The organism is Tabrizicola thermarum (assembly GCF_003574395.1).
In the GTDB taxonomy this organism is placed as follows: Bacteria; Pseudomonadota; Alphaproteobacteria; order Rhodobacterales; family Rhodobacteraceae; genus Tabrizicola; species Tabrizicola thermarum.
Window position 1 is genome coordinate 155,603 of sequence record NZ_QMJY01000083.1, and the last position, 23,692, is coordinate 179,294.

The 23,692-nt window shown below is 65.4% G+C and carries 23 protein-coding genes; 13 read left to right on the forward strand and 10 right to left on the reverse strand.

Translation table 11 applies throughout. The features are described from left to right. Window positions 1–122: 122 nt before the first annotated feature. The 4 genes from ndk to D5084_RS17085 all read left to right on the forward strand — a co-directional run bounded on the left by ndk (window position 123) and on the right by D5084_RS17085 (window position 3,035). Entirely contained in the window at window positions 123–545 is a 423-nt protein-coding gene (gene ndk / locus D5084_RS17070; RefSeq protein ID WP_128516715.1) for a nucleoside-diphosphate kinase, read from the forward strand. 178 nt (window positions 546–723) lie between these two features. Next, on the forward strand, window positions 724–1,413 hold the full coding sequence (rpe, locus tag D5084_RS17075; protein ID WP_128516716.1) for a ribulose-phosphate 3-epimerase: 690 nt from the start codon (window positions 724–726) through the stop codon (window positions 1,411–1,413). Beyond that, window positions 1,406–2,074 carry a phosphoglycolate phosphatase gene (gene gph / locus D5084_RS17080; protein ID WP_238382691.1) on the forward strand — a complete coding sequence of 223 codons (669 nt, stop codon included), beginning with the start codon at window positions 1,406–1,408 and terminating at the stop codon, window positions 2,072–2,074. Before rpe ends, gph begins: the two co-directional genes overlap by 8 nt. A 175-nt stretch (window positions 2,075–2,249) precedes the next feature. Then, window positions 2,250–3,035, forward strand: a complete 786-nt coding sequence (locus tag D5084_RS17085; RefSeq protein WP_128516718.1) for a helix-turn-helix transcriptional regulator — start codon at window positions 2,250–2,252, stop codon at window positions 3,033–3,035. A 383-nt stretch (window positions 3,036–3,418) separates the two neighbouring features. On the opposite strand, the gene tsf is transcribed toward D5084_RS17085, so the two are convergent. From tsf to D5084_RS17100, 3 genes are all read right to left on the reverse strand, one after another. Further along, window positions 3,419–4,327 carry a translation elongation factor Ts gene (gene tsf / locus D5084_RS17090; protein ID WP_128516719.1) on the reverse strand — a complete coding sequence of 303 codons (909 nt, stop codon included), beginning with the start codon at window positions 4,325–4,327 and terminating at the stop codon, window positions 3,419–3,421. A gap of 72 nt (window positions 4,328–4,399) precedes the next feature. Further along, window positions 4,400–5,164 (reverse strand): 30S ribosomal protein S2, encoded by a 765-nt coding sequence (gene rpsB, locus D5084_RS17095; RefSeq protein WP_128516720.1) that lies wholly within the window; start codon window positions 5,162–5,164, stop codon window positions 4,400–4,402. A 189-nt stretch (window positions 5,165–5,353) separates the two neighbouring features. Further along, window positions 5,354–5,710, reverse strand: coding sequence for a DUF1330 domain-containing protein (locus tag D5084_RS17100; protein ID WP_128516721.1), 357 nt, complete (start codon window positions 5,708–5,710; stop codon window positions 5,354–5,356). A 187-nt stretch (window positions 5,711–5,897) separates the two neighbouring features. Here D5084_RS17100 and D5084_RS17105 point away from each other — a divergent pair, with 187 nt between their 5' ends. Genes D5084_RS17105 through D5084_RS17115 form a run of 3 tightly spaced genes read left to right on the forward strand, consistent with a single transcriptional unit; the run spans window position 5,898 to window position 8,464 of the window. Next, window positions 5,898–6,788, forward strand: coding sequence for a PfkB family carbohydrate kinase (locus D5084_RS17105; RefSeq protein WP_128516722.1), 891 nt, complete (start codon window positions 5,898–5,900; stop codon window positions 6,786–6,788). Further along, entirely contained in the window at window positions 6,785–7,699 is a 915-nt protein-coding gene (locus tag D5084_RS17110) for a pseudouridine-5'-phosphate glycosidase (RefSeq protein ID WP_202910080.1), read from the forward strand. Before D5084_RS17105 ends, D5084_RS17110 begins: the two co-directional genes overlap by 4 nt. 42 nt (window positions 7,700–7,741) lie before the next feature. Continuing rightward, the gene (locus D5084_RS17115; protein ID WP_128516723.1) at window positions 7,742–8,464 is read left to right on the forward strand and encodes a DUF502 domain-containing protein; all 723 of its coding nucleotides are present in this window, start codon (window positions 7,742–7,744) and stop codon (window positions 8,462–8,464) included. Here D5084_RS17115 and D5084_RS17120 read toward each other — a convergent pair. Further along, window positions 8,434–9,474 carry a patatin-like phospholipase family protein gene (locus D5084_RS17120; RefSeq protein ID WP_128516724.1) on the reverse strand — a complete coding sequence of 347 codons (1,041 nt, stop codon included), beginning with the start codon at window positions 9,472–9,474 and terminating at the stop codon, window positions 8,434–8,436. The genes D5084_RS17115 and D5084_RS17120 overlap by 31 nt on opposite strands. Next, window positions 9,471–10,244: a 3-hydroxybutyrate dehydrogenase gene (locus tag D5084_RS17125; RefSeq protein WP_128516927.1), complete on the reverse strand. Its 774-nt coding sequence runs from the start codon at window positions 10,242–10,244 to the stop codon at window positions 9,471–9,473. Before D5084_RS17125 ends, D5084_RS17120 begins: the two co-directional genes overlap by 4 nt. A gap of 259 nt (window positions 10,245–10,503) precedes the next feature. On the opposite strand from D5084_RS17125, the gene D5084_RS17130 reads away from it, so the two are divergent. Further along, window positions 10,504–12,324, forward strand: coding sequence for an extracellular solute-binding protein (locus D5084_RS17130; RefSeq protein WP_435532683.1), 1,821 nt, complete (start codon window positions 10,504–10,506; stop codon window positions 12,322–12,324). Window positions 12,325–12,335: 11 nt separating this feature from the next. Continuing rightward, window positions 12,336–12,449 (forward strand): entericidin, encoded by a 114-nt coding sequence (locus D5084_RS17135; RefSeq protein ID WP_128516725.1) that lies wholly within the window; start codon window positions 12,336–12,338, stop codon window positions 12,447–12,449. Between the two features lie 50 nt (window positions 12,450–12,499). On the opposite strand, the gene D5084_RS17140 is transcribed toward D5084_RS17135, so the two are convergent. Beyond that, on the reverse strand, window positions 12,500–13,123 hold the full coding sequence (locus D5084_RS17140) for a helix-turn-helix domain-containing protein (protein WP_128516726.1): 624 nt from the start codon (window positions 13,121–13,123) through the stop codon (window positions 12,500–12,502). A gap of 64 nt (window positions 13,124–13,187) precedes the next feature. Here D5084_RS17140 and D5084_RS17145 point away from each other — a divergent pair, with 64 nt between their 5' ends. The 3 genes from D5084_RS17145 to D5084_RS17155 are packed head-to-tail and all read left to right on the forward strand — an operon-like array spanning window position 13,188 to window position 16,542. Beyond that, window positions 13,188–14,699 carry a class I adenylate-forming enzyme family protein gene (locus D5084_RS17145; protein ID WP_128516727.1) on the forward strand — a complete coding sequence of 504 codons (1,512 nt, stop codon included), beginning with the start codon at window positions 13,188–13,190 and terminating at the stop codon, window positions 14,697–14,699. Beyond that, entirely contained in the window at window positions 14,696–15,343 is a 648-nt protein-coding gene (locus D5084_RS17150; RefSeq protein WP_128516728.1) for a DsbA family oxidoreductase, read from the forward strand. Before D5084_RS17145 ends, D5084_RS17150 begins: the two co-directional genes overlap by 4 nt. Continuing rightward, window positions 15,343–16,542, forward strand: a complete 1,200-nt coding sequence (locus D5084_RS17155; protein ID WP_238382693.1) for a multidrug effflux MFS transporter — start codon at window positions 15,343–15,345, stop codon at window positions 16,540–16,542. The genes D5084_RS17150 and D5084_RS17155 overlap by 1 nt, the downstream gene beginning before the upstream one ends. Here D5084_RS17155 and mfd read toward each other — a convergent pair. After that, window positions 16,539–19,985 carry a transcription-repair coupling factor gene (mfd, locus tag D5084_RS17160; protein WP_128516730.1) on the reverse strand — a complete coding sequence of 1,149 codons (3,447 nt, stop codon included), beginning with the start codon at window positions 19,983–19,985 and terminating at the stop codon, window positions 16,539–16,541. The two genes, D5084_RS17155 and mfd, sit on opposite strands and share 4 nt — an antisense overlap. Window positions 19,986–20,002: 17 nt before the next feature. Further along, window positions 20,003–20,500, reverse strand: coding sequence for a component of SufBCD complex (locus D5084_RS17165; protein ID WP_238382694.1), 498 nt, complete (start codon window positions 20,498–20,500; stop codon window positions 20,003–20,005). Window positions 20,501–20,649: 149 nt separating this feature from the next. Between D5084_RS17165 and hemB the strand changes: the two genes are divergently transcribed. Then, on the forward strand, window positions 20,650–21,651 hold the full coding sequence (gene hemB, locus D5084_RS17170; protein WP_128516732.1) for a porphobilinogen synthase: 1,002 nt from the start codon (window positions 20,650–20,652) through the stop codon (window positions 21,649–21,651). Here the strand turns inward: hemB and D5084_RS17175 are convergent, their stop codons facing one another. Beyond that, window positions 21,652–22,128: a DNA polymerase III subunit chi gene (locus D5084_RS17175; protein ID WP_128516733.1), complete on the reverse strand. Its 477-nt coding sequence runs from the start codon at window positions 22,126–22,128 to the stop codon at window positions 21,652–21,654. 82 nt (window positions 22,129–22,210) lie between these two features. Then, window positions 22,211–23,680 carry a leucyl aminopeptidase gene (locus D5084_RS17180; protein WP_128516734.1) on the reverse strand — a complete coding sequence of 490 codons (1,470 nt, stop codon included), beginning with the start codon at window positions 23,678–23,680 and terminating at the stop codon, window positions 22,211–22,213. Window positions 23,681–23,692: the final 12 nt, after the last annotated feature.

Sequence of the window (23,692 nt, forward strand, 5' to 3'; positions counted from 1 at the left end):
GCGGGGAAGTGCCTGAACCTCTGGCCAAGGTCAATGCCGCTGCACCTTTTCAATGCGGCGCGGGCGTGGTAGCAGCCCGGCGTCCCATTCCGGCGCAAAGCCGCACATTTCTGGAGAGCCAAATGGCCGTTGAACGTACCCTGTCGATCATCAAGCCCGATGCCACCAAGCGCAACCTGACCGGCAAGATCATTGCCAAGTTCGAGGATGCCGGCCTGCGCGTCGTGGCGTCCAAGCGCATCCACCTGACGCCCGCCCAGGCCGGCGAATTCTATGCCGAGCACAGGGAGCGCGGCTTCTACGGCGAGCTTTGTGCCTTCATGGCCTCGGCGCCGGTCGTGGTGCAGGTGCTGGAAGGCGAAGGTGCTATCGCGAAGAACCGCGAGGTGATGGGCGCGACCGATCCGGCCGCCGCAGCCGAGGGCACGATCCGCAAGGAATTTGCGCTGTCCAAGGGCGAGAACTCGGTCCACGGGTCGGACAGCGAGGCTTCGGCCGCGCGCGAAATCGCGTTCTTCTTCTCGGGCCTCGAACTGGTCGGCTGATCCCGACGCAAGCAGTGCAGGGTGGCCCGGGCATCTGTCCGGGCCATTTTCATTTGCAGGAGAGAGGGGCACCTGGCCAAGTCTGGTAATCGCATAATCAATATTATGTAATGTAATGGCTTCTGGAAAGCCCGGTTTGGCCGGGATATGAGGCAAGGACGCCGCAAGGAGCCTGCCGATGTTCGACCGCACCATCAAGATCGCCCCGTCCATCCTGGCGGCGGATTTTGCGAACTTCGGCGCAGAATGTCGCGCGGTCGAGGCCATGGGCGCGGATTGGGTGCATGTCGATGTGATGGACGGCCATTTCGTGCCGAACCTAACCTTCGGCCCGGCGATGTGCGCGGCGCTGCGGCCGCATATCAAGGGCGTGATGGATGTCCACCTGATGATCTCGCCTGTCGATGCCTATCTGGAGGCTTATGCCAAGGCTGGCGCGGACAACATCACGGTGCATGTCGAGGCAGGCCCGCACATTCACCGGAGCCTGCAAGCCATTCAATCCATGGGCAAAACTCCAGGCGTTGCCATCAATCCCGGAACCCCTGTCGAGGCCGTGGCCGAACTTCTGGACATGGTGGGCCTGGTCTGCGTGATGACGGTCAATCCTGGGTTCGGCGGTCAGGGCTTCATCGCCAGCCAGGTCGACAAGATCGCGCGACTGCGGCAGATGATCGGCGACCGTCCGGTCCATATCGAGATCGACGGCGGGATTTCGGCGAAGACGGCGCCTCTGGTCACCAAGGCTGGGGCGAACGTGCTGGTGGCAGGCAACGCGGTGTTCTCTGGCGGGTCCGCGGATCAGCCCGCCGCCTATGGCGAAAACATCCGGTCGATCCGGGCTGCCGCCGAGGCCGCGATTGGCTGACGCGCTGAACCTTGTGTTCGACCTTGACGGCACGCTGATCGACAGTGCGCCGCAGATTCATGCGGCTGTGAATTCCGTGTTTGCTGCCAAAGGGTTGTCTGGCTTTTCTCAGGAAACCGTGCGAGGTTTCATCGGCAATGGTGTCGAAGTCCTGTTCGACCGGCTTCTGGCTTTCAAGGGGCTGACGCATGACGCCGATCTGCAAGCGGAACTTGTCGGCAACTTTGTCAGGCTCTACGAAGAAGCCTTTGATCTGACGGCACTTTATCCTGGCGTATCTACAGCGGTTTCCGATCTTGCCGCGGCAGGGCATCACCTGGCGATCTGCACCAACAAGCCCGAGGGGCCGACCCATGCCGTGTTGCGGCATTTCGGGTTGGAGAAATTCTTCACCGTCGTCGTCGGCGGAGACACCCTGCCCCGGCGCAAACCCGATCCGGCCCCTTTGCTGAGCGCGATATCTGCGCTTGGCCCGCGCCAGACGATTTTCATCGGCGACAGCGAAGTCGACGCAGAGACCGCGCGCGCTGCCGATGTGCCCCTGGCACTGTTCACCCGGGGCTACCGAAGGACCGCACCCGAAGATCTTTCCGCAAAGCTGATCTTCGACGATCATGCCGCCCTGCCCCGGTTGATCGCACATCTCGCACCGCGGCTTTGAACGCCGAAACCGCTGAACGGATGACAAGTTCCGTCATCCATCCGTTTTGACGGGCTTATCACGCGCGACAAGGTAGACAAACCAAGGAAAGGCACCGTATCTCACGTCCAACCCCTGACTGCCGCAAGGTCAAGGCGATCGTGCGCCGCAGTCAGGCATACAGGGATGACAGACAATGCGTGATAGCTCGATTTTGCCGCTGCTGAACCGGATCGCCGCTTCGCAACGGATCGACGATGCCTGGAACCTCGCGACAGATTATTTTGCCGGGCTGGGTTTTGGCCGGGTCAATTACGGCTTCACACGGTTCAAGCATCTGAAAACCATCGGCGACCCGGATGATGCGCTGTTCCTGACCACCTGCGATGCAGACTATGTCAAACGCTATTTCCAGGGGGGCTTCTACGCCAAGACGCCGGTCTTCCGCTGGGCCGAACAGAACGCCGGCATCTGCACCTGGTCCTGGGTGAAAGAGGCGTTCGAGGCGGGCAGGCTGTCGGCGGAAGAGGCCGAGGCGGTGCGGCAGAACGCGGCTCACGGCATTGTGGCCGGGATGTCGGTAAGTTTTCCTGAGGTGTTGTCGCGGTCCAAGGGAGCCATGGGCCTGATCGCCAATCCGGGGATGAGCCCCGAGGATGTCGAAGCGATCCATGCCGCGCAGCGCGAGGAAATCCTGGCGGTCGCCAACATGATGCATCTTACCATCGTCCACCTGCCGCAACTGTCGCGGCATCGGGCGCTTAGCCCGCGGCAGCGCGAGGCGCTGGAATGGGTGGCCGATGGCAAGACGACGCAGGACGTGGCGCTGTTGATGGGGGTCAGCCCGGCGATGGTGGAGAAACATCTGCGCCTTGCCCGCGAGGCGCTGGCGGTCGAGACAACCGCGCAGGCGGTGGCCAAGGGTGCGCTTCTGAACATGATTTTCCAGCGCACGCCCGAACTGTCCCAGGCCGCGCGCTAGCCTGGCCAGAGGATCTTCGGCCCTGGGTAGAAGGTAAGGGATTCCCTACTCGCCTGTAGGCGGGTGTCGTGTCAGGCAGAGAGTTGACGCTGCGGAAAGCAGGCCCGCGTCATGCTGGTCGACGGCCTTTGGCTGAGGCCGGTTCGTAAGAGTTTCGACCACGCGTTTCGTGGTCATATCCTGTCCTGCCCTCCGGTCCCTTTTCCCCTGGGGATCGGGCGGGGCTGCACGGCGCGGTTTTCCCCAGAACCGCGCCGTCATCATTTCCAGGTGCCGACCGGACCTGTCCGCCCAGGCCTGCGACCTGCCCGATCCGGGGTGCGCAAAGCAACAAGGGCCGGCGCATCTGCACCGGCCCCCTGCCCTGTCGATCGTTGACAGTGTCAGCCCTGAAGCGCCTTCGCCACTTCGGCGGCAAAGTCTTCCTGCTTCTTCTCGATGCCTTCGCCCACGGCAACGCGGGCGTATCCGGTGATCTCGACCCCGGCTTCCCTGGCCGCGGCTTCCACGGTCAGGTCGGGGTTGATGACGAAGGCCTGGCCGAGAAGCGTGTTCTCTGCCAGGAACTTCTTCATCCGGCCGGGGATGATGTTCTGATGGATCACCTGCTCGGGCTTCGGCTTGGACGAGGCGGCGTTCTCTTCCAGCGCCTTGGCGGTCTGCACCGCCAGTTCCCGTTCCACCACGGCCGGGTCGAGCGTGGCTTCCGACAGCGAGAGCGGGTTCGTCGCGGCGATGTGCATCGCGAATTGCTTGCCGATCTCTTCCGCCTTGGCCTTGTCGCCCTTCAGCGCCACGAGGACGCCGATCTTGCCCATTCCGGGTGCTGCCGCGTTATGGACGTAGGACACCACGGTGTCGCCCTCCAGCACATGCAGGCGGCGGAAGGTCATGTTCTCGCCGATGCGGGCGATGGCTTCCTGGATCACCGTCTCGACCGTCTTGCCGTTCAGATGCGCGGCCTTCACGACCTCGATCGAATCGCCGGTGGTCAGCGCGACATTGGCCACATCCCGCACCAGAGCCTGGAAATCCTCGTTCTTGGCGACGAAGTCGGTTTCCGAGTTGATCTCGATGGCCACACCCCTGCCGTCCGACACGGCCACGCCGATCAGGCCCTCGGCCGCGACGCGGTCGGCCTTCTTGGCGGCCTTGGCCAGGCCCTTGGTGCGCAGCCAGTCGACGGCGGCTTCCATGTCGCCGTTCGTCTCGGTCAGCGCCTTCTTGGCGTCCATCATCCCTGCGCCGGTCGATTCGCGCAGTTCCTTCACCATCTGAGCGGTGATCGTCATGGGTTCACTCCTTGGAAACGATGGCCCGGCGGGGATAGGCCCGCCGGGTGAAAGTCTGGTGACAGCGAAGCCTCAGGCCTCGGCTTCAGCGACCGCTTCTTCTGCCGGAGCCGCCTCCAGAGCACCCAGGTCGACGCCCGCCGCGCCCATCTGGGCCGACATGCCGTCCAGCGCCGCGCGGGCGACAAGGTCGCAGTAAAGCGCAATCGCGCGCGCCGCGTCGTCGTTGCCCGGGATGACATGGGTCACGCCCTTGGGCGAGCAGTTGGTGTCGACCACGGCCACGACCGGAATGCCCAGCTTCTGCGCCTCGAGGATCGCAAGGTCCTCCTTGCCCACGTCGATGATGAAGATCAGGTCCGGGACGCCGCCCATCTCGCGGATGCCGCCCAGCGAGGCTTGCAGCTTGGCCTGGTCACGCTCCATGCCGAGGCGTTCCTTCTTGGTCAGGCCCTCGCCGCCCGCGCCAAGGATTTCGTCCAGCTGCTTCAGGCGCTGGATCGACTGCGACACGGTCTTCCAGTTGGTCAGCGTGCCGCCGAGCCAGCGGTGGTTCATGTAATACTGCGCGCATTTCTCGGCCGCTTCGGCGATCGGCTTCTGGGCCTGACGCTTGGTGCCGACAAAGAGGATGCGGCCGCCCTTGGCGACGGTGTCGCGCACGACTTTCAGCGCCTGGTCCAGCAGCGGAACAGTCTGGGTCAGGTCGATGATGTGGATACCGTTGCGCTCACCGTAGATGTACTCGCCCATCTTGGGGTTCCAGCGGGCGGTCTGGTGGCCGTAGTGAACGCCAGCTTCCAAGAGCTGACGCATGGTGAACTCGGGAAGAGCCATGCCTTGTCCTTTTCCGGTTTGAACCTCGATGCCGCCGTCTTCACCCCGGACCTGATCCGGGGCAACCGGTGGACCGTACGGGATTTCTCCCCGCATCGGCCCCGACGACACCTGTGAAGTGCCGCGCGTATAGACGGGATGCGGCCCAGGCGCAAGGGGCGGCATGACGCCGGGACGGAAAGGTCGGCGTCAGCCGAAATCGTGGTAGCCCTCGGCAATGGCCATGTCGAATTCCGCCACCCCGTCGAACAGTCCCTCGCCGATCTTCAGGGCGGCCTCGTCGACGGCCTCGCGGGCACGGTCGAGGCTGGGGAACTCAACCACCAGAAGACGCGGCGGAAGCGAGCCGCTGAGGACCGTCAGGACCGGGCTGCGGATCACGATCCTGCCGCCGAGATAGTCGATCGTCTCCTCGGCGATCTCAAGAAGATTGGAATAGCGCACCGGATCGAGGATTCGCACGCCGATCACCCAGTAGCCGCGTTTCGGTTGGTCACTGACAACCTTGGGCGGTTTCGCAAACCAGCCTGACAACGCATCGGACATCAGCAAGGCCTCCTGGGAAATGCCTCCGTTTCAACACTCGGACCGGACAGCGGCTGCATCCTATAGATGACTGAAGCTGTCAGCAATTCGCTTTCCGCCGGGGCACCGCGCTCGCCGGTCCTTCGGCCACCGACGCGGGGTGCAAGAGCAGTTGACCCTGCCTGTCGGAACAAGGCAGAAGGCGCACATGACGCCTGACATCCTTTGCATCGGCTCGGTCCTGTGGGACATCATCGGCCGCTCACCCACCTCGATGCGGCTTGGCTCGGACGTGCCGGGGCGGATCACCCGCCTGCCGGGGGGCGTGGCGATGAACATCGCGATGACGCTGCGGCGGTTCGGGATGACCCCTGCCCTTCTGACCGCCATCGGTCGGGACGCCGAGGGCGATGAACTGGTGGCCGCCTGTGACCGGCTGGGGCTGATGACCGACACGGTCTACCGATCCGAAGACCTGCCGACCGACCGCTACACGGCCATCGAGGGCGCGAACGGGCTGATCGCCGCCATCGCGGACGCGCATTCGCTGGAGGCAGCGGGCGACAAGATCCTGCGCCCCCTGGCCGATGGCCGTCTGGGAACCGAGAAAGCACCCTGGGCTGGCCCTATCGCGCTGGACGGCAACCTGACCGAGGGCCTGCTGGCGGAAATCGCCGCCTCGCCGCTGTTTTCCCGCGCCGATCTTCGCGTCGCCCCGGCCTCGCCCGGCAAGGCGGGGCGGCTGTTGCCCCTGCTGACCCACGCGTCGGCCACGCTGTATGTGAACCTGGAAGAGGCGAACATCCTGGCCCGCAGCGAAGCGGTGACGGCGGTGGACGCCGCGCGGGCCCTGCTGGACCGCGGTGCCGCCCGGGTTCTGGTGACCGACGGCGGCAAGCCAGCCGCCGAGGGGCGCCGGGGTGACGGCGTGATCGAAGGGGCCCCGCCGCAGGTGCTGGTGACCCGCGTCACTGGCGCGGGTGATACGTTCATGGCCGCCCATCTGGTCGCCGAACGGCGCGGGCTGGCCCGGCAAGCGGCGCTGGACGAAGCGCTTCGCGCCGCTGCAACCTATGTTTCCGGAGACATCGGCTCATGACGCTGCCCCTGACCTTTTCGCCCGAAGTGTCGCAAGCGCGCGCCGAGGGCGCCCCGATCGTTGCGTTGGAAAGCACGATCATCACGCATGGCATGCCATTCCCGCAGAATGTCGAAACGGCGCGACGGGTGGAAGCCGAAGTCCGGGCGCATGGCGCGGTGCCTGCGACCATTGCAATCATGGATCACCGGATCCACATCGGGCTGACCGAGGCTCAGCTTGACGGCCTGGGGCAGGCGCAAGGCGTGGCGAAACTGTCGCGCGCCGATCTTGCCGTCTGCCTGGCCACGGGCGGCACGGGCGCGACGACGGTGGCCGCGACGATGATCTGTGCGCATCTGGCCGGGATCGGCGTCTTTGCCACCGGAGGGATCGGCGGCGTTCACCGGGGGGCCGAGCGCAGCTTTGACATCTCGGCCGACCTGCGCGAACTGGCCGAGACGCCCGTCACAGTCGTTGCCGCCGGCGCCAAGGCGATCCTCGATCTGCCGAAAACGCTGGAGTATCTCGAAACCATGGGGGTGCCGGTCATCGCCTTTGGCCAGTGCGAGTTTCCCGCCTTCTGGTCGCGGTCCTCGGGCCTGACGGCGCCCTTGCGGCTGGACAGCGCGGCCGAGATCGCCGCTGCGCATCTGATGCGCGCCCGGCTGGGTCTGCCCGGAGGTCAGCTGGTCGCCAATCCGATCCCTCCCGAGGTCGAGATCCCGCGGGAAGAGATCACGCCGCATATCGAGGCGGCCCTGGCCGAGGCCGACGCGCATGGCATCGCCGCCAAGGCGGTCACGCCCTTTCTTTTGCAACGCATCTTCGAGCTGACGGGCGGGCGGTCGCTGGCGGCGAATATAGAACTGGTCCTGAACAATGCGCGGCTCGGGGCGGCGATTGCCCGGGAACTGGCCAGGCAGGGCTGATTTTCCCCCCAAGTTGCCGCGCGCGTCCTTGCGAAGCCGCCGATGGACCCCCTAGATAGACGCCGAAGGGGACATCCACTCGTGACCGAACCAAACATTCCGAGCCGTCGCGGTTTTCTTGCCAGCCTGCGCGCCAGTTTCCTGACGGGCCTTGTCGTCGTGCTGCCGATCGGCCTGACGATCTATTTCGTCTGGGCAGTGATCGGCTGGATCGATGGATGGATCCTGCCCCTGATCCCGGCCTACTGGCAGCCCGACGCCGTCATGGGCCGCTGGTTCGGCCCGCAGTACGAATTCCCGGTCCGAGGTGTCGGCGTCCTGGTCTTCCTGGTGGTGACGATCATCGTGGGCTGGCTGGCCAAGGGGCTGATCGGTCGCTCGATCATCCGGTCGGGCGAGAACCTGGTCGAGCGGATGCCGGTGGTCCGTTCTGTCTACAGCGGCATCAAGCAGGTGGCCGAGACCTTCTTCAACAAGAAGGACAAGAGTTTTGACAAGGTCGTGCTGGTCGAATTTCCCCGACCGGGCTCCTGGGCGCTTGGCTTCATGTCCACGCAGCCGAAGGGCGAACTGGCCGAGCGGCTTGCGACGATGGGGCCGGACATGTCGGCGGTCTTCGTGGGTCTGACGCCCTTCACTTCGGGCATGCTCCTGTTCGTGCCGACCAAGGACCTGGTGATGATGGACATGGGCGTCGACGACGCGGCCAAGCTGATCGTGTCAGGCGGGCTGGTCTACCCGTTGCCGAAAGATCCGGTGGTCTGACGCAGCAGACTGCGCAGGTCGACGCTGCCCTCTTGCCCGATCTTCGTGCCGCCATCCTGCAGGAACTGCTCTGCCGCCGCCCGACCCGCGGCCTTCAGCCGCTCCAGCAGATAGGGGGTTGGTGCCAGCTTCGATTCGGCGGACAGCTCGTTCATCAACCGGTCGTCCGAAATCATGTGGACGTTCACGGCCTTCATCGACCCCCGCTCCATCCGCCCCTCGGCGATCAGGCGGCGGACGAAGCTGATGGCGCGCAATTCGCCCAGAAGGCTGGCATTGAAGCTGATCTCGTTGATCCGGTTCTGGATCTCCAGTGGCGTGCCGGGGATGTCTTCGGTCCGCATCGGGTTGATCGACACCACCAGGATATCGTCGGGCAGATCGGGTTCATACAGCGGGAAAAGGGCCGGATTGCCGGAATAGCCACCGTCCCAATAGGCCTCGCCGCCGATTTCGACCGTCTGGAACACCGTCGGCAGGCAGGCCGAAGCCAACAGCGCCTCGGGGCCGATGTCCTGCCCCTCGAAAACCTTGATCCGGCCGGTCCGCACGTTCGTCGCGCTGACGAATAGCCGGGGGCCTTCCGCCGCGCAGACATGACGGAAGTCCAGATCGCGGACCACCGGCTCCAGCGGGTTCTGCCAGCTGTTGCCGAAGACATAGGGCGAATAAAGCTGGGCCGCGATGGCCTGGGGCGAGATGGGAAGCAAGGCCGCGCTTGCCGTCTGCCAGAACCGCAGCATCGGCAGAAAGGCCTGCATCCAAGGCAACATGCGGAAATCGCCGATTGCGCCGACCTGATCCCAGAGCCGATCCAGCCGCTTGCGCGCGGCCCCTCTGCCCCCGGCCAGGAGCCCGGCTTTCAGCGCCGCCCCGTTCAGAGCGCCCGCCGAGGTGCCGGAGATCCCGGCAATTTCCAGCGTCTCGTCTTCCAGAAGGCGGTCCAGCACACCCCAGGTAAAGGCGCCATGGGCACCCCCGCCCTGCAACGCCAGATTGATGCGTCTCACAGCGCCGTCCAGCCGCCGTCGACGCTGATCGTCGTGCCGGTCACCTGGTCGGCCGAGGCAGAGCAGAGATAGACCGTCGTGCCGCCGATCTGTTCGACCGTGGCAAACTGCCGGGACGGTTGCCGGAGAAGCATGACCTCGCGGATCACCGTCTCGCGGTCCATCTTGTGGACCTTCATCTGTTCGGGGATCTGCGCCTCGACCAGGGGGGTCAGCACATAGCCCGGGCAGATCGCGTTGCAGGTGATCCCCTGCCCGGCAGTTTCAAGAGCGACGGTCTTCGACAGGCCGACGATGCCGTGCTTGGCGGCGACGTAGGCGCTTTTGTAGGGGCTGGCGGTCAAGCCGTGGGCCGAGGCGATGTTGACCACCCTGCCCCAGCCCTTTGCCCGCATTCCCGGCAGGGCGGCGGCGATGGTGTGAAAGGCCGAGGTCAGGTTGATCGCCAGAATCGCCTCCCATTTCTCGACCGGAAACTCCTCGATCGGCGCCACGAACTGGATGCCGGCGTTGTTCACCAGGATGTCGCAGCCGCCGGCCTTTTCGATCAGCGCGCGGCAGTCGGCCCCCTTGGACATGTCGGCCGCGATATAGCGCGCCGCCACCCCGTGCCGGGCACCAAGATCGCGGGCCAGATCATGATCTTCGGGCCGGTCGGTGAAACTGTTCAGAATCACCTCGGCTCCGGCGGCGGCGAGAGCTTCGGCCACACCCAGCCCGATTCCCGAATTGGACCCGGTGATGATCGCCCGTTTGCCCGAAAGTGTCATGATCCGCTCCAGATGCTGCACCTGCGAAAGCATGGCATGTCTTGCGGATGAACGGAAGTCACGGAGCGCAGACAAAAAAACGCCGGCACGAGGCCGGCGTCAAGTCTTTGAGGCAGGTTTCATACAGGCAAGAAACCTATCGAGCAGTAAGGTTGTTATAGTCCGCTCTCTGCCGATGGCCAAGCTAAAAGTTTGAATTGGCACGATCTCCGTCCTACTCTGCGCGAACACAACCGCAGGGAATGGGGAGCATGGGGCGATGATGGCGGCACGAGGCACAATTTTGCGCGTGGCCGGGTTGGCGGTGGTGCTGTCGGTCTTTGCGGCAGGCGCATCGGCCGAGCCCAGGCACGGCATAGCTATGTATGGAGACCCCGCTCTCCCCCCGGATTTTGTGTCTTTGCCGCAAGTGAACCCCGATGCGCCCAAGGGTGGCAGTTTCCGCTGGGGCGAGGCGGGCAGCTATGACAGCTTCAACCCCTATGTGACCAAGGGACGGCCCGCGGCCGGCATTGCGACCCTGACGGTCGAGACTCTGATGGGGCGGAATTATGATGAGCCCTTCTCGCTTTACGGCCTTCTGGCCGAATCGATAGACACCGATGAGGCCCGGTCCTACGTCGAATTCACCCTGCGCCCCGAGGCCCGATTCTCTGATGGCTCGCCCGTCACGGTGGAGGACGTGATGTGGTCGATGGAGACACTGGGCACCCAGGGCAACCAGCGCTATGCAGCAGCCTGGAAGAAGATCGCCTCGATGGAAAAGACGGGCGAACGGTCGGTGCGCTTTACCTTCAACACCGAGGACCGCGAACTTCCGCTGATCCTGGGGCTGCGCCCGATCCTGAAGAAGGCCCAGTGGGAGGGCAAGGACTTCGCCGAGGCGACGATGGAGGTCCCGATCGGCTCGGGTCCCTATGTCCTGTCCGCCTCGGAGCTTGGCGTCCATGCCACCTACAGGCGCAACCCGGACTGGTGGGGCAAGGACCTGCCGTTCAACAGGGGCCAGTGGAATTTTGACGAGATCCGCTATGACTACTACGCCAACCCGCAGGCGATCTTCGAGGCGTTCAAGGCCGGTCAGGTTTCGGCCTACCGCGAGGCCAATGTCTCGAAGTGGCTGTCGTCCTACGATTTCCCGGCGGTGCAGTCCGGCGACGTCATCAAGGCGGAAATCCCGCATGGCCGCCCATCGGGGATCGAGGGCTTCGTGATGAACACCCGCAGGCCCCTCTTCGCCGACTGGCGTGTCCGCGAGGCGCTGACCCTGGCCTTCAACTTCGAATTCATCAACCAGACCCTGAACGGCGGGCTGCTGCCCAGGATCCCGTCCTACTTCGGCAACTCATTCCTGGGGATGGAGCCGGGAACGCCCGCCACGGGACGGGAACTGGAACTTCTGGAGCCGTTCAAGTCCGAACTGCCGCCCGGCGCCATCGAAGGCTATGCGCTTCCGGTCTCTGACGGGGACCAGGCGAATCGCAAGAACATCCGCGCGGCGGCGGCCCTGCTGGAAGAGGCGGGCTGGACGGTCGGCGCCGACGGAGTGCTGAGGAATGCCAATGGCGAGCCCTTCACCTTCGAGATCCTGCTCGTCACCGGGCAGGACGAGATGGCCTCGGTCGCAGAGGTCTACATCGAGGCCCTCAAGGCGCTTGGCATCACCGCGCGGCTGAACAAGATCGACGATGCCCAGTACAAGGAACGCACCAGCGCCTACGACTTCGACATGACCCATTACATCCGGTCGCTGTCCCTGTCGCCGGGCAATGAGCAACTGCTGTACTGGGGATCTGCGGGCGTGACGGAACCGGGCACGCGCAACTGGATGGGGGTCAACTCTCCTGCCGTCGAAGCCATGATCGCCGCCATGCTGAAGGCCCCGACCAACGAGGACTTCACCGCCGCGACCAAGGCGCTGGACCGGGTCCTGACCTCGGGGCGCTATGTGATTCCGATCTGGTATTCGGACGTTTCACGCTTGGCATATTCGGCAAAGCTGAAGTATCCCGAGAGACTGCCACTTTACGGGGACTGGACGGGTTTTCTGCCCGACACCTGGTGGTATGAGGCAAAGTAGGAGGCAAGAGCATGAAAAGACTGGCAATCCTCGCCCTTCTGGCGGCACTGGCTGGCTGCAACACCATCGCCGGCGTGGGCGAGGACATTTCGGGCACGGCCCGCACCGTGCGGGACACCTTCTGACCCGGGAGGGACCGATGATCGGGCGGCGGCAGGCGCGATGACCTGCCCGCCTAGGTCAGTGCCGTCACCCAGAGGATCGTCGCGTCCTCTTCCGACAGGCTGACCACGTTGTGCCCCATCGCCGCATCGTAATAGGCGCTGTCGCCCCGACGCAGGTCCACCGGTTCGTAGAACTCGGTATAAAGCCGGATGACTCCGGTCAGCACATAAAGGAATTCCTCGCCGTCGTGGCGGACCCAGCCGTCGAATTCCTCGAAGGTCCGCGCCCGGATCGTCGCGCGGTAGGGCAGCATTTGCTTCTTGGTCAGGACGCCGGCAAGAAGCTCGTGCTCATAGGTTGCCGTGGCCTGCGCCTGACCCTCGCCCAGCCGTGTCACCGCCATCCGGCCGTTGACCTGCGCCTTCGAGGGCGGCGTGAAGAGTTGCGGCACCGTGATCGACAACCCGCCTGCCAGTTTCTTGAGCGCGTCGTAGGTCGGGCTCATCTGCCCGTTCTCGATCTTGGACAGGGTGGAGCGCGCAAGACCCGCCCGGCTTGCCGCCTCTTCCAGCGTCCAGCCGCGTGACCGGCGCAATTCGCGCACCCGTTCGCCCAGGTTCAGCGGCTCGACATGAGCCTCTCCCCCGGCTTCGCGCGCCACGCGGATCATGCTTTTCGGATCGGTCACCTGCATGGGCCCCCGATAGTGCAGCCATTCCCCGCTTGCAACTGCCGCGTCGGCTGCCTAGCCCTTCGTCATGCTGTCCGTCGTCGACAATCGACCGTTTCCCGTGGCACCGCGCGCCTTCAATCTGGCCGGGCATGTTCTGGCGCGGGCGGACCGCTTCGGCGACAGGCCGGCGCTGACCCTGCTCGGACCGGATGGTGACGAAACGCTCAGCTTCGCGCAGCTGACGCGGCTGACCCAGGGCGCTGCAACCGCGCTTTCAGCCTTCGGTCTGGTTCCCGGAGATCGGGTGCTCCTGCGTCTGGGGAACAGCCTGGCCTTCCCGATCCTTTTCCTTGGCGCGCTCTGGGCCGGGCTGGTTCCGGTGCCGACCTCGGCCGCCCTGACCGGGCGCGAGATCACCCGGCTGTCGGCCCTTGTCACCCCCCGACTGGTGGTGGCCGATCCCGGCATCGCCCTGCCCGATATGCCGATCCCCTGTCTTTCGCCCGATCTCGCGACCTGGGCCGAGCTGCCGCCCGCGCCCCTGCACCTTGGCGATCCGGGGCGGGAGGCTTATGTCATCTTCACCTCCGGCACCTCCGGCCAGCCGACGGCCGTCAGCCATGCCCACCGCGCCATCCTGGCCCGGCAGTCCATGCACAAGCATTGGGAGGGCCTGGGCGAGGGCGACCGGATCATGCACGCCGGGGCGTTCAACTGGACCTACACGCTGGGCACCGGGCTTCTGGACCCCTGGACCCTGGGCGCGACCGCGCTGATTCCGGCAGCGGGCACCTCTGCGGCCGATCTGCCCGCGCTCTTGCAGCGCAGCCGCGCCACCATTCTGGCCGCTGCCCCCGGTGTCTATCGCCAGCTTCTGCGCAACGAAATGCCCCCACTCCCCCATCTGCGCCACGGCCTGTCGGCGGGCGAGGCGCTGCTTCCTGCCTTGCGCGACCAGTGGCGCGCCCGCACCGGCACCGATCTGCACGAGGCGCTGGGGATGACCGAAATCTCGACCTATGTCTCCGGCTCGCCCGACCGACCGGCACCAGAGGGCAGCGCGGGCTATGTGCAACCGGGCCGCCATGTCGCCATTCTGGGCGAAGCGGACACACCCCTGCTTCGCGGTGAGATCGGTGAGCTGGCGGTGTCAACAGAAGACCCCGGCCTGATGCGCGGCTATCTCGGCCAGCCGCCGCCGCAAGGCCAATGGTATCGCACCGGCGACGTGGCGCGGATGGCGGCGGATGGCGCAATCACCCATCTGGGGCGCAAGGACGACCTCTTGAACGCAGGCGGCTTCCGGGTCTCGCCGACGGAAGTCGAAGCCGCCTTCCAGGACTGTCCGGGCCTGCAGGCCTGCGCGGCGGTCCAGATCGAGCCCAGGCCCGGCACCACGATCATCGCGCTGTTCTACGAGGCTTCGTGCGCCATCGACGAGAACCTTCTGCACCAATGCGCGGAAAAGACCCTTGCCCGCTGGAAGCAGCCAAGGCACTACCAGCGCCTCGACGCCCTGCCCCGCACCGCAAGCGCCACGGGCACCGGCAAGCTGATCCGCAAGGCGCTGGCCGCCCGCTACAGGAGACCCGAATGACCACCGGCCCCATTCGTCTGGACATCTTCTCGGACCCGGTCTGCCCCTGGTGCTATGTCGGCAAGGCCAACCTCGACCGCGCTCTGGCCGATCACCCCGACCACCCTTTCGTGATCCGGTGGCATCCGTTCCAGCTGAACCCGGACATGCCCGCAGAAGGCGTGGCAAAACGTGCCTACCTGGAGCAGAAGTTCGGTGGCAAGGACCGCGTCGAAGCGATCCACGAACGCCTGCGTGAGGTCGCCCGCGCCGCCGGCGTCGCCATGGACCCCGACCGACCGCAGCGGTTGCCGAACACGCTGAACGCCCACCGCCTGATCCACTGGGCGGGGATCGAGGGCGTGCAGGGCGCCGTGGTGGATGCCCTGATGCGCGCCTACTGGGCGGAAGGGCGCGACATCGGCGACATTGAAACCCTCGCCGGAATTGCAGGCGAGAACGGCATGAATCGCGCGGCCACGCTGCGCCTGCTGCGCTCTGACGCCGATGCCGACGATATCGCCGCCCGCGACCAGGACGCCCGCCACAAGGGGGTGACCGCCGTGCCGACCTTCCTGATCGCGCAGCAATATGTCGTCAGCGGCGCACAGCCGCCCGAGACCTGGGGCAAGGTCATCGAAGAGCTGACAGGCCGCGCCGAGTGATGCGGTCCCGCCCCTCCCAGACCGAATTCGTGGCGCTGGTCGCCATGCTGTTCGCCACCATCGCGATCTCGATCGACGCGATGCTGCCCGCCTTGCCCGAAATTGCCGCGACCCTCTCGCCCGAGACGCCTAACGCCGCGCAACTTGTCGTCACCAGCTTTGTCCTCGGGATGGGCATCGGCACCCTTTTCACCGGTCCCCTTTCCGACGCCTTCGGTCGCAAGCGCGTGATCCTCGTGGGCTCCGGCCTCTACGCCCTTTGCGCCCTCGCCTGCTATTTCGCGCCCAGCCTTGAAATCCTGCTGGCCGCACGCCTGTGCCAGGGCCTTGCCGCAGCCGCCCCCCGCACTGTGGCCATTGCGATGGTGCGCGACCTTCACTCGGGGCGCGAGATGGCGAGGATCATGTCCTTCGTGATGATGATCTTCACCATCGTCCCCGCCATCGCGCCCCTGATGGGCCAGGGCATCATCGCCCTGGGCGGCTGGCAGTCGATCTTCCTTGCCTACATCCTCTTTGCCGGTCTCTCGATGCTCTGGCTGGGTCTTCGGCAGCCCGAGACGCTTCCGGCTGCCAACCGTCGCCCGCTTCACCTCGGCACCCTGTGGAGCGGAACGAAACACCTCTTCACCCATCGCATCGTTCTCGTCTCCACGCTCCTCCAGACATTGACGCTGGCCTGCCTCTTCGCCACGCTTTCCAGCCTGCAAGGCATCTTCGAACGCCAGTTCGACCGGGCCGAGAGCTTCCCGCTCTGGTTTGCCCTCATCGCTGTGGCGTCGATGAGCGGCAGTCTCCTCAACTCCCGCATCGTGATGACGCTGGGGATGCGCCGCGTTGTGCGGCGCACCTATGCGGGTGTGCTGATCCTGTCGCTGATGGCCCTTGGCACCTTCACAAGCCTCGCATCGGGCAACGTCAGCTTCGCCATGCAAATGATTTGGAGCATTGGCCTTTTCTCGATGATGGGTCTCACCATCGGCAACCTCAACGCCCTGGCGATGGAACCGCTGGGCCACATGGCGGGCCTTGCCGCGTCGGTGATCTCCTCGCTGGCGACGGTCGGTTCGGTGATCCTCGCCATCCCGATCGGCCTTGCGTTCAACGGCACCTCGACGCCCCTCATCCTTGGCGTCACGGTCCTGACCGCGATCAATCTGATCCTGTCGCTGAAGACCCTGGGCGAGCCGCGCGCCTAGCCCTTCTTTCCGGCCTTCACCACTTCGGCCAGATCGCGGGCAATGTTGAACGCTCCCTTGATCCGGTCGGCTTCCGTTTTCATCTCGCCGGCAAGCACGATCCGGTTGCCGTTCACCCGCGCCGCTGGGCCTTGCGCTTTCAGGAAGTCCACCAGACCCGCCGGATTGGCGAACTTGTCGTTGTGGAACTGGATCGTCGCGCCCTTCGGTCCCGCGTCCAGCCGGGAAATCCCCGCCCGCTTGCACATCGCCTTGATGCGCACGATCAGCATCAGCGTGTTCACTTCCTTCGGCAGCGGCCCGAACCGGTCGATCAGCTCGGCCGCGAACCCTTCAAGCTCTACCTTGGTCGTCAGCGAGGACAGGCGTCGATACAGCCCCAGCCGGATGTCGAGATCGGGTATATACGTCTCGGGGATCATCACCGGCACCCCGAGGTTCAGCTGCGGCGACCAGTCGTCGTCGATACTGGTCAGACCCTGCAGCTCGCCGGATTTGATCTTGGCGATCGTTTCCTCCAGCATGTACTGGTAAAGTTCATAGCCCACCTCGCGGATATGGCCCGACTGCTCCTCACCCAGCAGATTGCCTGCGCCGCGGAGGTCGAGGTCATGGCTGGCAAGGTTGAACCCCGCGCCCAGGCTGTCGAGACTGCCCAGAAGCCGCAGCCGTTTCGTCGCCTGCGGCGTCAGCGGCGCGCGGGGCTTGGTCGTCAGATAGCAATAGGCGCGAGTCTTGGACCGCCCCACCCTGCCCCGGATCTGATAGAGCTGGCTTAGCCCGAACATATCCGCACGGTGGACAATCATCGTGTTCGCCGTAGGAATATCCAGGCCACTCTCAACAATCGACGTCGCCAGAAGCACGTCATACTTGCCGTCGTAGAACTGGTTCATCCGGTCATCCAGCTCGCCCGCCGCCAGTTGCCCATGCGCGATGACATATGTCGCCTCGGGGACGTGGGTCTTCAGGAAATCCTCGATCTCGGGCAGATCGGCGATGCGGGGCACGACGAAGAACGTCTGCCCGCCGCGATAGCGTTCGCGCAGGATCGCCTCGCGGATCGTGACCGTGTCGAATTCGGAAACGTAGGTGCGGATCGCCAGCCGGTCCACCGGGGGCGTCGCGATGATCGACAGATCGCGCACGCCGGTCAGGGACAGCTGCAAGGTCCGCGGGATCGGCGTCGCGGTCAGGGTCAGGACATGGACCTCCGACCGCATTTCCTTCAGCCGTTCCTTGTGGGCGACGCCAAAATGCTGTTCCTCGTCGATGATCAGAAGCCCCAGCTTCTTGAAACTCACGCCCTTGGCCAGCAGCGCATGGGTGCCGACGACGATGTCAACCGACCCGTCCGCCATTGCCGCCCGGGTGGCATTGGCCTCCTTCGCTGGAACAAAGCGCGACAAGGGTTTGACCGAAATGGGAAATCCTCGGAACCGCTCGGCAAAGCTGCGATAGTGCTGGCGCGCCAGCAGCGTTGTCGGGCAGATCACCGCAACCTGCATCCCCGACAGCGCCGCCACGAAGGCCGCCCGCATCGCGACCTCGGTCTTGCCGAAGCCGACATCGCCCACGATGAGGCGGTCCATGGGTGAACCCTTTTCGAGGTCTGCCACCACATCGGCAATCGCCGCAAGCTGGTCGTCGGTCTCCTGATAGGGGAAGCGGGCCGCGAAGGCCTCCCAGATCGAATGCGGCGCCTCCAGGATCGGGGCGTGGCGCAAGGCCCGTTCGGCCGCGACCCGCATCAGCCGGTCGGCGATTTCCCTGATCCGTTCTTTCAGCCGGGCCTTCTTCGCCTGCCAGGCCCCGCCGCCGAGGCGGTCGAGAAGCCCCTCTTCATGCCCATAGCGGCTGAGCAGCTCGATGTTCTCGACCGGCAGATAGAGTTTCGCGTTCTCGGCATATTCCAGCGCCACGCAGGCATGGGGCGCGCCAAGGGCGGTGATCGTCTCGATCCCCAGATAGCGGCCCACGCCGTGTTCCACATGCACCACCAGATCGCCCGGGGACAGCGTGTCCACCTCGCGCAGGAAGTTGTCGGCCTTGCGCGTCCGGCGCGGCTTTGCGGTCAGCCGTTCGCCCAGCACGTCCTGTTCCGAAATCACCGCAAGGCCTGGCGCCACGAACCCCGCTTCCAGCGGCCAGACCACCAGAAACAGCCCACCCTTCCCCTCGGGCACCTCGCGGAAATCCGCGATTTCCCTGGCGCCGGTCACACCATTGTCGGCCAGAAGTCCCTTCAACCGCTCGCGCGCGCCCTCGGACCACGAGGCGATGACCACCTGCGCCGTCTGCGCCAAGGTCTGAACATGTTCGGCCAAGGCAGCGAAAAGATTGATCTTCTCCTGCTGACGCTCGGGCGCGAAGTTCCGTCCGGCCCGCGCGCCCACATCCAGGACACCGGGCCCCGGCGACTGCGGCAAGGGCGAAAGCTGCACCACCCGGTGCCCGGCGATCGCCTGTTCCCAGGCCGCATCGTCCAGATACAGCTCCTCGGCCGGCACCGGCTTGTAGACCGTATCGATCCGCCCCCTGGCCCCCATGGCCTCGTGCCGCGCATCGTAGCTGTCCGCGATCCCCTCCCACCGCGCCAGCCGTGCGGCCGTCACCTGGTCGTCCAGCACCACCGAAGCGCCCGGCAGATAGTCGAAGATCGTCTCCAGCCGCTCATGGAAGAAGGGCAGCCAATGCTCCATCCCCTGGTGCTTGCGGCCGGCGCTGACCGCCTCATACAGCGGATCGTCCGTCCCCGCCGCGCCGAAGGCGATGCGGTAGTTCTGCCGGAACCGTGCGATCGCGGCCTCGTCGAGGATCACCTCGGAAACGGCGGAAAACTCGACCCTTTTCAGCTTTTCCGTGGTCCGCTGCGTTTCCGGGTCGAACCGCCGCGCGCCATCCAGAACGTCGCCGAAGAAATCCAGCCGGATCGGCCCGCCACGCCCGGGCGGAAAGATGTCCACGATGCCGCCCCGCAGGGCATAATCCCCCGGTTCGGCCACTGTAGATACAGGCGTGAACCCCATCCGCGCGAGGAACCCCTTCAGGCGCGCCTCGTCAACCCTCTCTCCCACCGAGGCCCGGAACGACGCCGCCCGCACCACCTCGCGCGTCGGAACCTTCTGTGTCGCGGCGTTCAGCGTGGTCAGCAGCACGAAAGGCCCTGACAGCCCGTCGGCCAGTGTGGCGAGCGTCGCCATGCGCCGCGCCGAGATTTCGGGGTTGGGGCTGACCCGGTCGTAGGGCAGGCAGTCCCAGGCCGGGAAGTCCAGCACCACGGCCTCGGGCGCCATGACGGCCAGCGCCGCGCGCATCGCCTCGGCCCGCTTGTCGTCGCGCGCGATGTGGATGACCGCCCCGCCCCGCGCCAGTTCGCGCTGAAGGATGCGGGCATCGAACCCTTCGGGTGCCCCGCCCATCAAGATGCGTTCAGCGGTCATGGTCAGGTGCGACGCTATCAGTACAGGATCGAGACACTGATATTCTGCCAGGTGCCATAGAATGCGGTCACTGCGATCGCGGTCATCCCGATGACCTGCAGGATCCGGCGATGCACCGTCAGCCGCCGCAGCAGGGCATCACCCTTGTTGGCCCCTGCGGCAATCCGGCGACCTTCCCGGACACTGACCCACAGCACCAGCACCAGCGGGCCAAGCAGCAGCAGCACCGCCTGCGCGAACTCGATCCTGTAATAGAAGGCCAGGACCGTCAACACCGACAGCCAGAACCCGATCAGGGCGACCAAGATCAAAGCGCCGCTGTCGACAAGACCGAGAAGCCGGCTGACATTGATGCGCACCAGGTCTTCGACATCGGCGAGCGCTTGCCCCCCCTCGCGGCGCGCGCGCTGGATCATGTCATGCGGCACCCCCAGCGACCAGTGGCTGACCGAGGACCAGAGGACGGCAAGCGCGATCCAGTACCAGAGGTTCGAAAACGACCTTAGGTCAATCACTTCCAGTGCTGTATCGAACACTTCCACAGGTTCAGGTATCCCGGTGCCGCGCCGTATCGTCAAGTGCCGACTTGAGGCGAATGTCTTTCCATGGCAGGCAGTGCAGGAAGCCGCAAGTCCCTGAATGTTCCGGGAAGAAGGAGCCACACATGCAACCCGTCCAGGCCGCCTACCCGCTGACCCGCTTCCGCAGGCTGCGGCGCACGGCGGCCCTGCGTGCGCTGACGCAGGAAACCACCCTGGCTGTCGCTGACCTGATCTGGCCAGTGTTCCTGTGCGATGGCGAGGGTCAGCGTCAGCCGGTTGTGTCGATGCCGGGGGTGGAGAGGCGATCGCTGGACCTTGTCGTCGAAGCGGCTGCCGAGGCAAGCGATCTGGGGATTCCGGTGGTCTGCCTGTTTCCCTACACCGATCCCGGCCTGAAGACCCCGGGCTGCGAAGAGGCCTGGAACCCCGACAACCTGACCAACCGGGCGATCCGCGCGATCAAGTCTCAGGTGCCGGACATCGCGGTGATGACCGATGTCGCGCTTGACCCCTACAATGCGCATGGCCATGACGGTCTGGTGGTCGACGGGGTCATCCTGAACGACGAAACGGTGGAGGCGCTGGTCCGCATGGCGCTGGCGCAGGCGGATGCGGGGGCGGATATCCTTGGGCCCTCGGACATGATGGACGGCCGGATCGGGGCGATGCGCCGGGCGCTGGAGGCGGCGGGTCACAAGGATGTGGCGATCCTCAGCTATGCCGCCAAATATGCCTCGGCCTTCTACGGTCCGTTCCGCGATGCGGTCGGGGCAACGGGGGCGCTGAAGGGCGACAAGAAGACCTATCAGATGAACCCCGCCAACCGCGACGAGGCGCTGCGGCTGGTCGCGCGCGATCTGGCCGAAGGCGCCGACATGGTGATGGTCAAGCCGGGGATGCCCTATCTCGACATCTGCGCCCGGGTGAAAGAGACCTTCGGCGCGCCGACCTTCGCCTATCAGGTCTCGGGCGAATACGCGATGCTGAAGGCCGCAGCACAGAACGGCTGGCTTGATGGGGAAAAGGCGATGCTGGAAAGCCTGATGGCCTTCAAGCGCGCGGGTTGCGACGGGATCCTCACCTATTTCGCGCCCGAGGTCGCGCGGCTGCTGCGCAGGGGCTGATCAGCCCTCGGACGGCGCGGTCCTTTCCGCCTTCTTCTCCCACCGGCCCGACTCTTCGGACCAGTATTGCGCCGCGTGACCGGCGCCGGTCATCGCCTTCCACTGGGCGCGCGCTACGGCCAGACGGTCCGGGTCGTTGCCATCGAACAGGACCCAGACCCGCTCCATCGCCCTGATCTCGGCATCGCTGGCATCCGCGCCATCGACAAGGGCCAGCACCCTGGCCCCGTTCGTGGGCGCGCCAAGACCCAGCAGCACCGGCTGATCGGCATCATGCGGGCCGCCTTGCAGACCATGCGGCAGAAAGGACTCATCGCCACCTTTCAGCCAGAGCGCCGCATCGAGCCGCTCCAGCTCTGCGGGATCTGTGCCACGCACCATCACGCGCCAGCCCTGCGCCAGCGCACGCGGGGCGTTGATCGCCAGCGTATCGGCAGGGGCCGATTGCATCAGATGGAAGAACATCACCGTGCCCATCAGGGTCCGCTCGTCCTGTCTCCGAGGCGTCTTCCTGACATCGCGCGACCCGGCACCGCGCAGCCCGGACCGCGCAGGAGCCTCACTTCTCGAACCGGTCGCGGATCAGCCGATCCAGCGCCATGACCCCCCAGCCCGTCGCCCCCTTGGGAGCCAGCGTCGACTCCGATTTCAAAAGCGCGGTCCCCGCGATATCCAGGTGGCACCAGGGTGTCCCGGGCTTGACGAAGCGTTGCAGGAACTGCGCCGCGGTAATCGCCCCGCCGTCGCGGCCGCCGACGTTCATCATGTCGGCTATGCGCGACTTCAGCTTGGCGTCATAGGCTTCGCCCAGGGGCATCCGCCAGGCACCCTCGCCTTCGGCCTTGGCGGCGGCAAGGAAGGCGTTGCACAGATCGTCGTTGTTGGAAAAGACCCCGGTGTTCTCGTGGCCAAGCGCAACGATGATCGCGCCGGTCAACGTGGCAAGGTCGATCATGCCGGTCGGCTTGAACCGCTCCTGGGCATACCACATCACATCGGCCAGCACCAAACGCCCCTCGGCATCGGTGTTGATGACCTCGATCGTGTCGCCCTTCATCGACTTCACGACATCCCCGGGACGCTGCGCGCGCCCGTCCGGCATGTTTTCCACCAGCCCGACAAGGCCCACCACATTCGCCTTGGCCTTGCGCAGCGCCAGCGTCCGCATGACCCCGGCCACGACGCCCGCGCCGCCCATGTCCATCGTCATCTCTTCCATGCCGCTTGCAGACTTGATCGAGATGCCGCCGGTGTCGAAGACCACGCCCTTGCCGATCAGGGCAAACGGCGCCTCGCCCTTCCTGCCGCCGTGCCATTGCATGACGACCACCTTCGAGGGGCTTTCCGACCCCTGCCCCACGCCGATCAGGGCCCCCATGCCCAGCTTCATCAACTCGTCTTCCTCCAGGATCTCGACGTCAAGGCCAAGCTCCTGCATTGCGGCAAGACGGGCGGCGAAATCGTGCGTTGTCAGCACGTTGGCGGGTTCGTTCACCAGGTCGCGGGTGAAGAACACACCTTCCGCAACGGCAGCCATCGGGGCGGCTGCCCTGGCCACGGCCTCGGGGTTGGTCGCCATCAGCGTCACCGGGCCGGGCGCGGTCTTCTCGCCGCTCTTGTGCGTGTCGAAATCGTAGGCGCGCATGGCCAGGCCAAAGGCCATGTCGGCCGCGCGCGGATGCCCCTCGGCCAGCAGCAGCGACCCGGCTGCACCATGCGTCCGCGCGACCGCAGCCCCCGCCTTGCGCGCCTGGGCCTGGTCCGCCTTCTTTCCCAGCCGGATCAATTGCACCGCATCTGCCGCCATCCCGGGCGGAAAGGCCAGATCCATCGCCTCGCCGGGCTTCAGCTTGCCAAAGGCTTCCGACCCGTAGGCCCGCGACAGGGCGCCTTTTGCCAGCCGGTCAAGGCGGCGAAAGCCGGGGCTTGGCGGCTGGCCGGGCTCGGCAAGGACCGCGATGCGACCCGTCTGCCTGGAAAGGGCCTCAAGATCGGTGGCCTGGAACTGGATCGGCAGGGGCTTTGGCATCTTGCTCTCTCG